General features: G+C 58.2%; 13 protein-coding genes and 4 tRNA genes. 7 read left to right on the plus strand and 10 right to left on the minus strand.

Annotated elements, in window-relative coordinates; genetic code table 11:
* Nucleotides 1–96: 96 nt before the first annotated feature.
* The 4 genes from F6R97_RS18930 to F6R97_RS18945 form a co-directional block, all read right to left on the minus strand.
* Nucleotides 97–1,437 (minus strand): sigma-54 dependent transcriptional regulator, encoded by a 1,341-nt coding sequence (locus F6R97_RS18930; protein ID WP_315866929.1) that lies wholly within the window; start codon nt 1,435–1,437, stop codon nt 97–99.
* A gap of 2 nt (nt 1,438–1,439) precedes the next feature.
* On the minus strand, nt 1,440–3,029 hold the full coding sequence (locus tag F6R97_RS18935) for a sensor histidine kinase (protein ID WP_038981500.1): 1,590 nt from the start codon (nt 3,027–3,029) through the stop codon (nt 1,440–1,442).
* A complete protein-coding gene (locus F6R97_RS18940; protein WP_038981501.1) occupies nt 3,019–3,252 on the minus strand; it encodes a PP0621 family protein in 234 nt (77 codons plus the stop codon). Before F6R97_RS18940 ends, F6R97_RS18935 begins: the two co-directional genes overlap by 11 nt.
* Nucleotides 3,253–3,389: 137 nt before the next feature.
* Nucleotides 3,390–4,412: an outer membrane protein assembly factor BamD gene (locus F6R97_RS18945; protein WP_038981502.1), complete on the minus strand. Its 1,023-nt coding sequence runs from the start codon at nt 4,410–4,412 to the stop codon at nt 3,390–3,392.
* Between the two features lie 151 nt (nt 4,413–4,563).
* Between F6R97_RS18945 and rluD the strand changes: the two genes are divergently transcribed.
* From rluD to F6R97_RS18980, 7 genes are all read left to right on the plus strand, one after another.
* Nucleotides 4,564–5,526 carry a 23S rRNA pseudouridine(1911/1915/1917) synthase RluD gene (rluD, locus tag F6R97_RS18950; protein WP_038981503.1) on the plus strand — a complete coding sequence of 321 codons (963 nt, stop codon included), beginning with the start codon at nt 4,564–4,566 and terminating at the stop codon, nt 5,524–5,526.
* Nucleotides 5,523–6,248 carry a peptidoglycan editing factor PgeF gene (pgeF, locus tag F6R97_RS18955; RefSeq protein ID WP_315866930.1) on the plus strand — a complete coding sequence of 242 codons (726 nt, stop codon included), beginning with the start codon at nt 5,523–5,525 and terminating at the stop codon, nt 6,246–6,248. The genes rluD and pgeF overlap by 4 nt, the downstream gene beginning before the upstream one ends.
* A 129-nt stretch (nt 6,249–6,377) precedes the next feature.
* Nucleotides 6,378–8,942 carry an ATP-dependent chaperone ClpB gene (gene clpB / locus F6R97_RS18960; protein WP_048396488.1) on the plus strand — a complete coding sequence of 855 codons (2,565 nt, stop codon included), beginning with the start codon at nt 6,378–6,380 and terminating at the stop codon, nt 8,940–8,942.
* Nucleotides 8,943–9,243: 301 nt separating this feature from the next.
* Nucleotides 9,244–9,319: transfer RNA gene (locus F6R97_RS18965), tRNA-Asn, on the plus strand.
* A gap of 9 nt (nt 9,320–9,328) precedes the next feature.
* Nucleotides 9,329–9,405, plus strand: a tRNA-Pro gene (locus tag F6R97_RS18970).
* A gap of 5 nt (nt 9,406–9,410) precedes the next feature.
* A tRNA-Lys gene (locus F6R97_RS18975) sits at nt 9,411–9,486 on the plus strand.
* Nucleotides 9,487–9,581: 95 nt separating this feature from the next.
* Nucleotides 9,582–9,658: transfer RNA gene (locus F6R97_RS18980), tRNA-Pro, on the plus strand.
* Nucleotides 9,659–9,764: 106 nt separating this feature from the next.
* Here the strand turns inward: F6R97_RS18980 and F6R97_RS18985 are convergent.
* The 6 genes from F6R97_RS18985 to F6R97_RS19010 form a co-directional block, all read right to left on the minus strand.
* On the minus strand, nt 9,765–10,160 hold the full coding sequence (locus F6R97_RS18985) for an EF-hand domain-containing protein (protein WP_315866931.1): 396 nt from the start codon (nt 10,158–10,160) through the stop codon (nt 9,765–9,767).
* A 315-nt stretch (nt 10,161–10,475) separates the two neighbouring features.
* Nucleotides 10,476–11,774: an NAD(P)/FAD-dependent oxidoreductase gene (locus F6R97_RS18990; protein WP_038981507.1), complete on the minus strand. Its 1,299-nt coding sequence runs from the start codon at nt 11,772–11,774 to the stop codon at nt 10,476–10,478.
* A 60-nt stretch (nt 11,775–11,834) separates the two neighbouring features.
* Nucleotides 11,835–12,008, minus strand: a complete 174-nt coding sequence (locus F6R97_RS18995; RefSeq protein ID WP_085718464.1) for a DUF3094 domain-containing protein — start codon at nt 12,006–12,008, stop codon at nt 11,835–11,837.
* A 165-nt stretch (nt 12,009–12,173) separates the two neighbouring features.
* Nucleotides 12,174–12,800, minus strand: coding sequence for a DUF1780 domain-containing protein (locus F6R97_RS19000; RefSeq protein WP_038981508.1), 627 nt, complete (start codon nt 12,798–12,800; stop codon nt 12,174–12,176).
* 109 nt (nt 12,801–12,909) lie between these two features.
* Entirely contained in the window at nt 12,910–13,359 is a 450-nt protein-coding gene (locus F6R97_RS19005; RefSeq protein WP_315866932.1) for a potassium channel family protein, read from the minus strand.
* A 22-nt stretch (nt 13,360–13,381) separates the two neighbouring features.
* Nucleotides 13,382–14,482 (minus strand): AI-2E family transporter, encoded by a 1,101-nt coding sequence (locus F6R97_RS19010; RefSeq protein ID WP_038981510.1) that lies wholly within the window; start codon nt 14,480–14,482, stop codon nt 13,382–13,384.
* Nucleotides 14,483–14,493: the final 11 nt, after the last annotated feature.

Below are 14,493 nucleotides of genomic sequence, written 5' to 3' on the forward strand. Positions count from 1 at the left end.
CTTCGCGGGCAAGCCTAGCTCCTACGGATTTGAGTCGATCAATAAATTTTGAACAACTTCAATCTGTAGGAGCGAGGCTTGCCCGCGAAGAGGCCCTCAATCCAACCCCAATTTCTTGAGCCTGTAACGCATCGACCGAAATGATAGATTCAACCGCTGAGCCGCTGCCGTGCGGTTCCAGCGGGTTTCTTCCAGGGCCTGGAGGATGAGTTTGCGTTCGACGTTTTCCAGATAGGCTTCCAGGTTGTCGATCTGTGTCAGGTCCGGCACGCCACCGTCCGGGTTGCAGTTGCCTTCGGCCAAGCGCAGGTCGCTGGCTTCGATCTGTTTGTTCTCGCACAAGGTGTGCGCCCGCTCAAGCATGTTCTCCAATTCCCGCACGTTTCCTGGAAAACGATAGCTTTTCAGTGCGTCGAGGGCTTGCGGGTGGAGTTTTGCAGCGGGTTGGCCAGTGCCGGTCGCCAGTCGTTTGAGCATATTGTTGGCCAAAAGCTCAATGTCGTCGCGGCGTTCGCGCAAGGGCGGCACCCGCAGCTCGATCACGTTCAGACGGTAGTACAAGTCCTGGCGAAAGCGTTCGGCGGCGACTTCGGTATCGAGGTCTTTGTGGGTGGCGCAGAGTATGCGCACATCGACCACGGTTTCCTGCTGCCCACCGATGCTGCGCACGGCTTTCTCTTGAATGGCCCGCAAAAGTTTGACCTGCATCGCCAGCGGCAGGTCTGCCACCTCATCGAGGAACAAAGTGCCGCCCTGGGCGGCCTGGAACAGCCCGGGTTTGTCTTCGATGGCGCCGCTGAAACTGCCTTTGCGATGGCCGAAAAACTCGCTTTCCATCAATTCTGACGGGATAGCCCCGCAGTTCACCGGGACGAACGGTCGGCTGGCGCGGGGGCCTTGATCGTGGATCAGTCGGGCGACCAGCTCCTTGCCGCTGCCGGACTCGCCGCTGATGTACACCGGGGCCTGGCTGCGCGCCAGTTTGTCGATTTGTTTGCGCAGGCTGCGCATCGGCAGGGAGTCGCCCAGTAGCCGACGGTCGATGGCGCTGATGGCACCGCCTGGTGCCGGCAGACTCAAGGCGCTGGTGACCAGTTCGCGCAGGCGGGTGAGGTCGACCGGTTTGGTCAGAAAATCGAAGGCGCCAGCCTTGAGGGCGTTGATTGCCGTTTCCAGGCTGCCGTACGCGGTAATCATCGCCACTGGCACTTGCGCATAGCGCTGCTGGATGTGCTGCACCAGCGCCAGGCCGGTGCCGTCGGGCAGGCGCATGTCGGTCAGGCACAGGTCGAACGTCTCCCGTGCCAGCAGCGCCTGTGCTTCTGCAAGGTTGCGGGCACTGAAGGTGTCGAGTTTCATCCGTCCCAGGGTTATTTCCAGGAGTTCGCGGATATCCGGCTCATCGTCGACGATCAGGATTTTTTGCCGTGGGCTCATGTTCAACTTTGTTTCCGTCCGTGAGCAAAGGTGATGCGAAAGCAGCCGCCGCCTTGGCGTGGTTTGAAGTCTAGGCGGGCCTGATTGCTTTCGCACAGCTCACGGGACAGATAAAGCCCCAGGCCAGTACCCTGGCTGCTGGTGGTGAAAAACGGTTCGAACAAGTGCGAGCGCTGGTCCGGCGCCACGCCGGGGCCATCGTCCAGGACTTCAAGGGTCGGCAAATGGCTGTCCGGGTCGACAAACAGTTCGAGCCAGACCTGCGCCTGATCGTGGTTCAGGGCGCTATGGCGCCAGGCATTGCGCAGCAGATTGTCGAGAATCTGGGTCAGCTGATTCGGATCCATCAGGGTTTTGAAGTTTCCCGAGCCGATGCGCAGGTGAATCTGCTGATGCTCGGTCGCCCCTTCGCGGGTTTCGGCGACGAAATGCTCCAGCCACGGCTTCAAATCAAGCCGTTGCGGCACGGTTTGCTGGCGACGGGACAGTTGCAGGACGTTTTCAATTACCCGATTCATTCGTTGAGAGTGGTCTTGAATAATCTGCGTCAGACGCCGATCCGCGCCGTTCAGTTCCTCGGATTCCTGCAGTAACTGCGCGGCATGACTAATGGCGCCTAGTGGATTGCGGATCTCATGAGCAATACCGGCAGTCAGGCGGCCAAGAGCGGCGAGTTTCAGTTGCTGGGCCTGTTGGGCGATTTGGGCAAGGTCTTCGAGAAAAACCAGCGTCTGGTGGTGCGGGCTTTGGTCCAGGGCAATGAAGCTCGGTTGCAGCTCTAGGCCATTGCTGGCGATTTTCAGGCTTTGCGGGCGCAAAGTCGGATTGTTGAACCACAGTTGGAGCCGCTCGACCAATGGCATCGAATAGTCGTCGATCAACTGGCCACCCAGCTTTTCCTGCCCCAGCAAGGTCAAGGCGCTGTGATTGGCCAGTTGCACACGCCGTTGGTCGTCGAGCACCAGAATGCCCGTGCGCATGCGTTGCAGGATCAGTGCGTTGAGGGCTTCGAGGCTGAGCACTTCGCTGGCCCGCTGCTCGGCCAGGGTTTCGCTGACTTCCAGCCTTCGGATCAAGCCTTGCACCAGCAATGCTGCGGCAAAACACAGGGCGCCGAGAGTGCCGATTTGCAGGTAATCGTTGGGGCTGGTGGGGTGGCTGAAGCTCAGAAGGAAGCTCAAACCCACGATGCCGAGGGCGCCAACTGCCGCAATCAGCAGTCCGATGCGCCCGCGCAGCAGGGTATTGCTGATGACCACCGACACGATCAACAGGTTGCCGATGGCGCTGGGCATGCCGCCAGCGGCATAGAACAGGCCGCATAGCAGCAGGACATCGACCAGCGCCAGGCTGAACAACTGCGCCGGGCGCCGGGTGTTTCCCTGAAAGACCACCAGCAGGATATTCAGCACCAGGTACAACCAGCTGCCGTTACGCAGCAAGTCGTCATTGGCGAACGTCAGCAACTGGTTGTCCATGTTGCTGGAGATCAACAGCACCAAGGTGATGCCGATGCTTAAACGGTAGAGGTGATAGAGGCGCAGCAGTCGCTGGGCCTGTTTGTTGCCGGGACTGGACGTCTCAGCGATCACTGGAGCCCGGGCCTTGCTCAAGGTGAGCCTGGCTGCAATACCACTGTTGTTCGAGTTTCAGCGCGCGGTCGCGGGGCAGGTGTACGCCGCAATGGGCACAGCGGACCATGGGGGGAGCATCTTGCTCTCGCGGTGTGTTGGCGCCCGAAGCCGGGGCCTTGAACTTGCGCCAGAGCCATACCGCAGCGGCAATCAGGGCGATCCAGAACAATAAACGAAGCATGGTGAGCTGCTTTTTGACTAATGAATTGGCAGTTTAGCCAAGGACGGAGCAGGCGCACAGCGCAATACGCTCACCCCTGAAATGCAGTAATAAAAAAGGCGCCTCAAAAGGCGCCTTCTTGGCACAACACCCCAGCGTCAGTCGAACACGCCGAAGGTCATGTAGCTGAACCACGAGCGATCGGCGTTGTTGGCTTCGGACTCGTGTTCCTCTTCTTCGATCACATCGCCGTTTTCATCTTTAGGCTTGAGCTCGTTCGGAATCGAGTCCTTGGCATCCTGGAACTGCCTCTGCACGTCCTGGTTGGCGCGGGTTTCACCCGGCGGCAGCGGCGGACGGGATTCGATCAGGCCCAAGGTGGCCTTGCTCAGCCACGAACGGTTGTCGGCTTCGTCCTTTGAGGGCACGAACTGACCGTCCACCAGGCTTGGGTGGTTCGGGTAGTTGAGCTTCAGGGTTTCGAGGCTGGTCGCGGCCAGTTCGTCCAGGTGCAGACGCTGGTAGGCTTCAGTCATCACCGCCAGGCCGTCACCGACCGAAGGGGTTTCCTGGAAGTTTTCCACCACATAACGACCACGGTTCGCGGCGGCGACATAGGCCTGACGGGTCAGGTAATAGTCGGCAACGTGAATCTCGTAGGAAGCCAGCAGGTTACGCAGGTAGATCATGCGCTGCTTGGCGTCCGGCGAGTAGCGGCTGTTCGGGAAGCGGCTGGTCAGTTGCGCGAACTCGTTGTAGGAGTCGCGAGCAGCGCCCGGGTCACGCTTGGTCATGTCCAGCGGCAGGAAGCGCGCCAGCAGGCCGACGTCCTGGTCGAAAGAGGTCAGGCCCTTGAGGTAGTAGGCGTAATCCACGTTCGGGTGCTGCGGGTGCAGACGAATGAAACGCTCGGCGGCGGACTTCGCAGCCTCAGGCTCGGCATTCTTGTAGTTGGCGTAGATGAGCTCGAGTTGAGCCTGATCGGCGTAGCGACCGAACGGATAACGCGACTCCAGCGCCTTCAGCTTGGCTGTGGCGGCGGTGTAGCTATTGTTGTCCAGATCGTGCTGAGCCTGCTGGTACAGCTCGACTTCGCTCAGGTTTTCGTCTACGACTTCCTTCGATGAGCAAGCAGCGGTCAATGCGAGGATGGCGATCAGCAGCAGGTGTTTCACTTGCATGGCGGCTTGCGTCCCTATGACGGCCGCTGTCTTGGGCGGGGCCGTCCTGTTATGATGAGTGCCCCGTTGAAAAGCCTCGGGGCAAAAGACGCCGTATTTAACCACAAGCGCGCAGCCGAAACCAAAGGCTGTGCCGACGCCTAGTCTGAGCATGTCCGATAAAATTGAACTTCGCGCAGAGGTGCCGTCCGAATTGGGCGGCCAACGCCTCGATCAAGTCGCCGCACAATTATTCGCTGAGCACTCGCGCTCGCGCCTTTCCGCCTGGATCAAAGACGGCCGCCTGACTGTGGATGGGGCGGTTATCCGCCCGCGAGACATCGTTCACGGTGGCGCCATTCTTGAGCTGACTGCCGAGCAGGAAGCTCAGGGCGAATGGATCGCTCAAGACATCGAGCTGGACATCGTCTATGAAGACGACGACATCCTGGTCATCAACAAGCCTGCGGGCCTGGTGGTGCATCCGGCTGCCGGTCACGCTGACGGCACCTTGCTCAACGCCTTGCTGCACCACGTGCCGGACATTATCAATGTGCCCCGCGCCGGTATCGTGCATCGCCTGGACAAGGACACCACCGGTCTGATGGTGGTGGCCAAGACCATTCAGGCCCAGACACAGCTTGTCACGCAATTGCAGAGCCGCAGCGTAAGCCGGATCTACGAGTGCATCGTGATCGGTGTGGTGACAGCCGGCGGCAAGATCAACGCGCCGATCGGTCGTCATGGCCAGCAACGCCAGCGCATGGCCGTGATGGAAGGTGGCAAGCAAGCCGTCAGCCATTATCGCGTGCTCGAGCGTTTCCGCTCCCACACTCACGTGCGGGTGAAGCTGGAAACCGGTCGTACGCACCAGATTCGCGTGCACATGGCGCACATCAACTACCCGTTGGTCGGAGACCCTGCCTATGGCGGTCGTTTCCGAATTCCGCCGGCCGCCAGTGTGACCATGGTCGAATCCTTGAAGAATTTCCCGCGTCAGGCGCTGCATGCGCGCTTCCTGGAGCTGGATCATCCGACCACCGGTAAACGCATGAGCTGGGAATCGCCACTGCCGGATGACTTTGTCTGGTTGCTGACGCTGCTCAAGCAAGATCGTGAGGCGTTCATCGGATGAGTGACTGGCTGATTCCCGACTGGCCTGCGCCTGCCGGGGTGAAAGCCTGCGTCACCACCCGTGCGGGCGGCGTCAGTCTGGCGCCGTTCGACAGCCTCAACCTGGGCGATCATGTCGACGACAGCCCCGAAGCTGTCGCCGAAAACCGCCGTCGTCTCACCGATCATTTCTCTATTCAACCGGCCTGGTTAAAGCAGGTTCACGGCATTGTCGTGGCCCAAGCGGACCCAAGCCTGGTAGTTACTGCCGACGCCAGCTGGACGGCAACACCCGGTATCGCCTGCACCGCGATGACCGCCGACTGCCTTCCGGCACTGTTTTGCGACCGTGCCGGCACCCGCGTCGCTGCCGCCCATGCCGGTTGGCGCGGGTTGGCGGCGGGTGTGCTGGAAGCGACCCTCGACAGTCTGGCCGTGCCGCCTGAAGACGTGCTGGTCTGGCTTGGCCCGGCCATTGGCCCACAAGCTTTTGAAGTCGGCCCTGAAGTGCGCGAAACCTTCGTCCAGCAATTGCCTGAAGCCGCCAAAGCCTTTGTGCCGAGCCAGAATGCCGGCAAGTTCATGGCCGACATCTATGAGCTGGCGCGTTTGCGTCTGGCCGCTCGCGGCGTTACCGCTGTTTATGGTGGCGGTTTCTGCACCGTGACCGATCCACGTTTCTTTTCTTACCGCCGTAGCCCACGCACCGGTCGGTTTGCCTCTTTAGTCTGGCTTGAACGCTAGACTTCTCTGATCTACATCAACTGTACGACGCTTGAATCTCCCAGAATCGACCGCATCTATAGCGGTATCTGGCAGGTTTCTTCATTCAGGATGTTTATAGGTCCGGCCTGCTCAAAAGGAAGGTGACCCATGCGTATAGACCGTTTAACCAGCAAGTTGCAGTTAGCCTTGTCCGACGCCCAATCCCTGGCCGTCGGCCTCGATCATCCGGCCATTGAGCCGGCGCATTTGATGCAGGCCATGCTTGAGCAGCAGGGTGGTTCGATCAAACCCCTGCTGATGCAGGTGGGTTTTGACGTCAACAGCCTGCGTAAAGAGCTGACCAAAGCCCTCGATCAGCTGCCGAAAATCCAGAACCCGACCGGCGACGTGAACATGTCGCAGGATTTGGCGCGCCTGCTCAACCAGGCCGATCGTCTGGCCCAGCAGAAGGGCGACCAGTTCATCTCCAGCGAACTGGTGTTGCTCGCCGCCATGGACGAGAACAGCAAGCTCGGCAAATTGTTGCTGGGCCAGGGCGTGAGCAAGAAAGCCCTGGAAAACGCGATAAACAACCTGCGCGGCGGTGAGGCAGTCAATGATGCCAACCACGAAGAATCCCGTCAGGCGCTCGATAAATACACCATCGACCTGACCAAGCGTGCTGAAGAAGGCAAGCTCGATCCGGTAATTGGCCGTGACGACGAAATTCGTCGCACCATTCAGGTCCTGCAACGCCGCACCAAGAACAACCCGGTGCTGATCGGTGAGCCTGGCGTGGGTAAAACCGCCATCGCCGAAGGCCTGGCCCAGCGCATCATCAACGGCGAAGTGCCGGATGGCCTGAGAGGCAAGCGTCTGTTGTCTCTGGACATGGGGGCTTTGATTGCCGGTGCCAAATACCGCGGCGAGTTCGAAGAACGCCTTAAATCCCTGCTCAACGAACTATCGAAGCAGGAAGGGCAGATCATACTGTTCATCGACGAACTGCACACCATGGTTGGCGCTGGCAAGGGCGAAGGCTCGATGGATGCCGGCAACATGCTCAAGCCTGCGTTGGCCCGTGGTGAACTGCATTGCGTGGGCGCGACCACGCTCAACGAGTATCGCCAATATATAGAGAAGGACGCGGCTCTCGAGCGGCGCTTCCAGAAAGTATTGGTGGATGAGCCGAGCGAAGAAGACACCATCGCCATCCTGCGTGGCTTGAAAGAGCGTTACGAGGTTCACCACAAGGTGGCGATCACCGACGGCGCGATCATCGCCGCGGCCAAGCTCAGTCATCGCTACATCACCGACCGTCAGCTGCCGGACAAAGCCATTGACCTGATCGACGAAGCCGCCAGCCGCATCCGTATGGAGATCGACTCCAAGCCGGAAGTGCTGGACCGTCTGGAACGTCGCTTGATTCAGTTGAAGGTGGAATCCCAGGCGCTGAAGAAAGAAAGCGACGACGCGGCGAAGAAACGTCTGGAAAAACTGCAGGAAGAAATCGTTCGTCACGAGCGTGAATACTCGGATCTCGAAGAAATCTGGAACTCGGAAAAAGCCGAAGTCCAGGGTTCGGCGCAGATCCAGCAGAAGATCGAACAGTCCCGTCAGGAACTGGAAGCCGCGCGCCGTAAGGGCGACTTGAACCGCATGGCCGAGTTGCAATACGGGGTGATCCCGGACCTAGAGCGCAGCCTGCAAATGGTCGATCAGCACGGTAAAAGCGAAAACCAGTTGCTGCGCAGCAAGGTGACTGAAGAAGAGATCGCCGAAGTCGTGTCGAAGTGGACCGGCATTCCGGTGTCGAAAATGCTCGAGGGCGAGCGCGAAAAACTGATGAAGATGGAAAGCCTGTTGCACCAACGTGTGATCGGTCAGGACGAAGCGGTGATCGCTGTCTCCAACGCGGTGCGGCGTTCCCGTGCCGGGTTGTCCGACCCGAATCGCCCGAGCGGCTCGTTCATGTTCCTCGGCCCGACCGGTGTCGGTAAAACCGAGCTGTGCAAGGCGCTGGCCGAGTTCCTGTTCGATACCGAAGAGGCGATGGTGCGGATCGACATGTCCGAGTTCATGGAGAAACATTCCGTGGCTCGACTGATCGGCGCGCCACCGGGCTACGTGGGCTATGAAGAGGGCGGTTACCTGACCGAGGCGGTGCGTCGCAAGCCTTATTCGGTGATCCTCCTGGACGAGGTCGAGAAGGCCCACCCGGATGTATTCAACATTTTGCTGCAAGTGCTTGAAGATGGCCGTTTGACCGACAGCCATGGCCGCACGGTGGATTTCAAAAATACCGTGATCGTCATGACCTCCAACCTTGGATCGGTGCAGATTCAGGAACTGGTAGGGGATCGTGAAGCGCAGCGCGCGGCGGTGATGGATGCGATTTCCACGCACTTCCGGCCGGAGTTCATCAACCGGGTGGACGAAGTGGTGATTTTCGAACCGCTGGCTCGGGATCAGATCGCCGGCATTACCGAGATCCAGTTGGGACGCCTGCGTAGCCGCCTGACGGAGCGCGAGCTGAAGCTTGAGCTGAGTCCGGAAGCGATGGATAAGCTGATCGCTGTCGGTTACGACCCGGTCTATGGCGCACGGCCGCTCAAACGAGCAATCCAGCGCTGGATCGAGAACCCGCTGGCGCAGCTGATTCTGTCGGGTCGCTTCATGCCCGGCGATACCGCCAAAGGTGTCGTGGAAAACGACGAAATCGTTTTCGTCTGACGCTCGGCGGCAGTGCAATAAAAGAAGGCCTCGCATCGCGAGGCCTTTTTTTCGCCAGGCTGTTGAACTCAAAGGAAAAGGCTTGTAAAGTGCGCCCCGCAGTAAGTCGCCCTGAAGGGTTTTTGCTCCCCAAGCAGGAATCTGAAATAAGTTGCAAATCATTAACTTGAAAGCAATTTAGGGGGTTGACAGAGGTGCTTAAGATTGTAGAATAGCGCGCCTCAGACACACGAACGCAGCGATGCGAACGGGTCGAAGAGAACGCAGTAAAGCTTCACTGTTGTAAATTGAAATATGTAGTTCCGTGATAGCTCAGTCGGTAGAGCAAATGACTGTTAATCATTGGGTCCCAGGTTCGAGTCCTGGTCACGGAGCCAATTTCAAACCGGGGTATAGCGCAGTCCGGTAGCGCGCCTGCTTTGGGAGCAGGATGTCAGGAGTTCGAATCCCCTTACCCCGACCATTTTTGGGTCGTTAGCTCAGTTGGTAGAGCAGTTGGCTTTTAACCAATTGGTCGTAGGTTCGAATCCCACACGACCCACCATTTTTGAAACCAGTTAGCGCTGGAATCGAATCTTAAGATCAGAGGCCAAAAGCGCTGATCGAAGAAGGCGCCTTTAAAAGGTGCCTTTTTTTTACCGGGGTATAGCGCAGTCCGGTAGCGCGCCTGCTTTGGGAGCAGGATGTCAGGAGTTCGAATCCCCTTACCCCGACCATATTAAAAATCCTCGTATCGAAAGATACGGGGATTTTTTTTGTCTGCTGCAAATGCAAAAAAGCCCCGCTTCTCGATGGAGAGGCAGGGCTTGGGCCTTCAGAGGCTTAACTATTGTCTTTCAAGTGCTCGAACAAGCCCTTCGGCATTTTTTTGCCATTGGCTTCGTAGTTGGTTTTCACGTTATCAAAAGCCTCTTGTTCATCGATTTGGCCATCATGGTTGGTGTCGATCTTGTCGAAGTCAGCCTTGGGTGCCACTTTCAGGAATTCCGCGCGGGATACCTTGCCATCGTCGTCGGTGTCGGTCTTGGCCATCGAGGCATCGCCGCACTTGCCTTCGCCACATTTACCTTCCGGCGTCTTCACGACCTGTTCCGTCGATGCCAGCAGGTAGCCTTGAGTCAACGGCTGCGAAGCGAATACGGAACCGGACAACATCATGCCACCGGCCAGGACAGCGCCGAGCAGGCCAACGGTGTTTTTGCTGAGAGTACGGGACATTACAAATCTCCTGGGTTGCACGACACAACCGCTCGATAAAGGACGCCACGTGAATGCGGCGATGGCCGAAGCAGGCGGTGCCTTGCTCGGGTGTGGCCATTTAGCGGGCGTGGTGTATCGCTACTGTGTCGCGCAAGGGGGGCTTTGTAAGCGAAGGGCTGAATCGGGGGAAGGGATACAGTAAGACACAGATTTACGGCTGATGAAGAACAAATGTGGGAGCGGGCTTGCTCGCGAAGGCGGTGTAACAGGCAACATTAATGTTGAATGTTATGGCCTCTTCGCGAGCAAGCCCGCTCCCACAATGGATGTGTGTTAATGCAGCTTCAGCCGCGGCTCAGTCCCGCGACCAATCTTGCTACCCAGCATCAACATCGCCGTACGAAATGCGCCATACAGCGCCATCTGGTGCATGCGATACAGCGACACGTAAAACATCCGTGCCAGCCAGCCCTCGAGCATCACGCTGCCGGTCAGGTTGCCCATCAAGTTACCCACAGCCGAAAAACGCGACAGCGAAATCAGCGAGCCGTAGTCGGTGTACTTGTACTCCGGCAGGGCTTTGCCTTCGATCCGCAGTTTCAGCGATTTGGCCAGCAACGAAGCTTGCTGGTGCGCAGCCTGGGCGCGCGGCGGCACATTGCGGTCGGTGCCCGGTTGTGGGCAGGCCGCACAGTCACCGAAGGCGAAGATGTTCTCATCGCGGGTGGTTTGCAGGGTCGGCAACACTTGCAGCTGATTGATGCGGTTGGTTTCCAGGCCATCGATGTCCTTGAGGAAACCCGGCGCACGAATCCCGGCGGCCCAGACTTTGAGGCTTGCGCTGATCACTTTGCCATCGGCGGTTATCAGGCTGTCTGCCGTCACTTCGCTGACTGCAGCATTGGTCATCACGTTGACCCCGAGTTTCTCCAGGGTTTTATGCACAGGCCCGCCGATTCGTTCCGGCAGGGCTGGCAGCACTCGCGGCCCGGCTTCGATCAGAGTGATGTGCATGTTTTCCGGTTTGATCCGGTCCAGCCCGTAGGCCGCGAGTTCATGGGCTGCGTTGTGCAGTTCCGCTGCCAGTTCGACGCCGGTTGCGCCAGCGCCGACGATGGCCACGCTGATCTGTTGCACCGTGTCAGTTTGCCCGGCATGGGCGCGCAGGTAATGATTGAGCAGTTGCTGATGGAAGCGCTCGGCCTGTTTGCGGGTGTCGAGGAACAGGCAGTGTTGCGCCGCGCCCTGCGTGCCGAAATCGTTGGTGGTGCTGCCGACGGCAATCACCAGCGAGTCGTAAGGCACTTCACGCGCTGGCACCAGTTCCAGACCGGCTTCGTCGTAGGTGGCGGCCAGCTGGATTTTCTTCTGTGCGCGATCGAGCCCGCTCATGCGCCCCAGCTGGAACTCGAAGTGGTTCCATTTTGCCTGGGCAACATAGTTGAGTTCGTCTTCGGAAGAGTTCAGGGAACCTGCCGCCACTTCGTGCAACAGCGGTTTCCAGATGTGGGTCAGGTTCGCGTCGACCAGCATCACACTGGCCGTGCCGCGCTTGCCCAGAGTCTTACCCAGACGGGTAGCCAACTCCAGACCGCCGGCGCCGCCGCCAACGATGACAATACGATGAGTCATGGGGATATCTCGCAAGGCTAAAAGAAATCGGTGCAGTTACCCGAGCGAGCGCGATGCTGCTCATAGCGTCAGGTAACTGATAAGTCGGCTCAACAGGCCTAGACCAATGGTCACTGCCAACACCAGCACCAGGAGCATCCACGGCCGGAAAGGCCGGCGCTCGACTTGGTGCTGGGACAAGTGCAGGTACTCTTCGACATGCTTCTGGTCGTCCGGGTTCAGGCGGCTGGTCATATTGGGCCTCGTCAGGTAGACGTTGCTGAATGTGTAGAAGCTACAGCGTGGGGATCCTGCGTTGAACGGAGCTTAGCCGATGGCTGGAATGGCTCGACGCTCACCGTATTGTCCAGGCGATTGATTCCACTTTGTAACACTCGGCGACCAACTCCCGCAACGGAATCACAGGCTGATCCCGACGTCGAAGACGATGCTGCGACCCAGGTTGCTACGCAGAAAATCCGGGGCATCCGGGTGGGCAAACAGCACTCTGGCGAAGGTCGGGCCGACCAGCGACAACGAACGCCAGCCCTGACGCAGGTATTCGGTGGGCGGTGGAAAGTGGCTGTTGAGGTCCAGTACTTCGCGCTTGAGGCTGGCGAAGGCGATGATGTCCAACTCCCCCAAATCCATGCCCCGCTCTTGGTAGTTGTGGGCTTTTTTACGCAAGGTCGGCGCCAGTCTCAGCAGAAATTCATTGGCCGGGATGCGCCGGGGCTTGGCCTCGCGGCGCACCAACTGGCTCAGGGAAAACGCGCTGCGTCGACGTTGCAGCTCGTCGCGCCATTCGTCGTTGAGGCGTCGGCCCTCGTCGAGCACGAAAAATACCTCGAAATTCGCGTCACGGAACAACACGTCCGGCGGCTCCCCTGCGGGGGAAAATTCGTCGGCGCGATACGGAATGTTCAAGCCTTGCAGCAGGCGCTGGCAAACCCAACGCTCACGCTCCCATTTGCGGGCATTGGAGAGGAACGTGTTGGCTTGCTCGGCCGCAATGGTCAGCAGGCGTAAATAATCTGAGTCATCCATAGGCCCAAGCTTAGCGTTCAAATGTGATCTGAATAATAAGTCTGTCGCAAAAGAAAAAAGTCTGTCTCGATTTCTTCAGACAGAGTCTTGCCCGTTTTTTCTGGCATGCCTATGGGTGTTCACGCTGCTTTAGCCTGTCCATGCTGTGCTTTATGACATCCATCACCGCAGCGGTCATCACCGAGGTGGAGACACCAAACATCAGGATGCCGTTGGCTGCCTCCAATGGCCCAAGCAGACGCCAGCGTGAGGACATGACGATGTCGCCGTAGCCCAGCGTGGCGAAATTGACCGCCGAGTGATACAGCGCGGTGAGGAACTCGTCGAATTCGTCGAGCAGCATGAACAGCGTGGCCCAGATGGCGATCTGCACGAAATTACTGAGCGACATCAGCAGCATGACCATCGACAACAACAGGATATTCAGCCATTGCGATTCATGAGCGGATTGGGCATGCCTGAAATGAACGTAATAACGCAGGCATACAGTTATGAAAACGGCTTGCATTAGCAGGCAGAACAACATCACGGGAAGGCCGGCCAATAGATTCAACAGCATGGGAATTTCCTCTGCCGCCGTATCAGGTCTGTCCCTGGTTGTCTGGTCCGGGTTCTTGCGCTTGATCCACCCATTCCCAGAACAGCTGATAGCCGACCGCGAGTATCACAGGACCGATAAACAGGCCGAGGATACCGCCCGTGACCATGCCGCCCAAGGCACCGATCAGCACCACAGGCATCGGTACATCGACACCACGACCTAGCAACAGTGGTTTGAGGACGTTATCGACCAATCCCGCGATGAAGACATAGATGGCAAATATGATGGTCGCCGTACTGGCACCTTCGCTCATGAAAACAAAGACGATCACCGGAAGGGTAATCAGGCTCGCCGGTAACTGCATGATGCCAAGAAGCAGCACCGCCAAGGCGAGAAGACCGGCGCCGGGGACGCCCATGAACACAAAACCGATACCCACCAACAGCATCTGGATGAACGCGATACCGACCACCCCCAACGCCACTGCCCGGATGGTGGCGGTGCACAGATCGGCGATTTTTGGCCCGTTGATCGGACCGCTGAAGCGCGAAACGATTCGCACCGCGCTGCGGTGGCCGCCTTCTCCATACGCTAAAAAAATACCGGCAATAATCAGTGCGACGATGAATAAAAGGAGCCCCATGCTGACACCCGCAAGCTTGCTCAGCAGGGAGAGGCTGACACCTTTGATCTGCGGTATGAACTTCTGTGCCAGATCGGGCAGGTCAGTGGTGGCTTGCGCCCACAAGTTATAAAGAGGTTTTCCCACGAGCGGCCAGCTGGCTACCGTATCGGACGGTGGCGGAATATGGAAACTGTCGGTTTTGACCATGGTCATGACCTTCTCCACGGATTCCGCAAGCGAGGCTCCCAACAAATAAACAGGCACCATAAGAATACTGATGGCGATTAATACGATCAGCGTCGCGGTGAGCCCGTCTTTGTTCCCCAGCTTGCCTTTGAACCTGACTTGCAAGGGGTAGAGGGTGATTGCCAGGATCACCGACCACAGCATCAGGTCGAGGAACGGGCTGAATATCTGAAAGCAGAACATCACCAGAACGGCAATCACTCCGGCACGAATCAGCACATCGAGCAGATCCCGGGAAAAAATCTTTTCGAGCATGGGCGTGGGAACCATTGATTACCTCC

This window comes from Pseudomonas sp. JV414 (assembly GCF_032424305.1).
Taxonomy (GTDB): domain Bacteria; phylum Pseudomonadota; class Gammaproteobacteria; order Pseudomonadales; family Pseudomonadaceae; genus Aquipseudomonas; species Aquipseudomonas lini.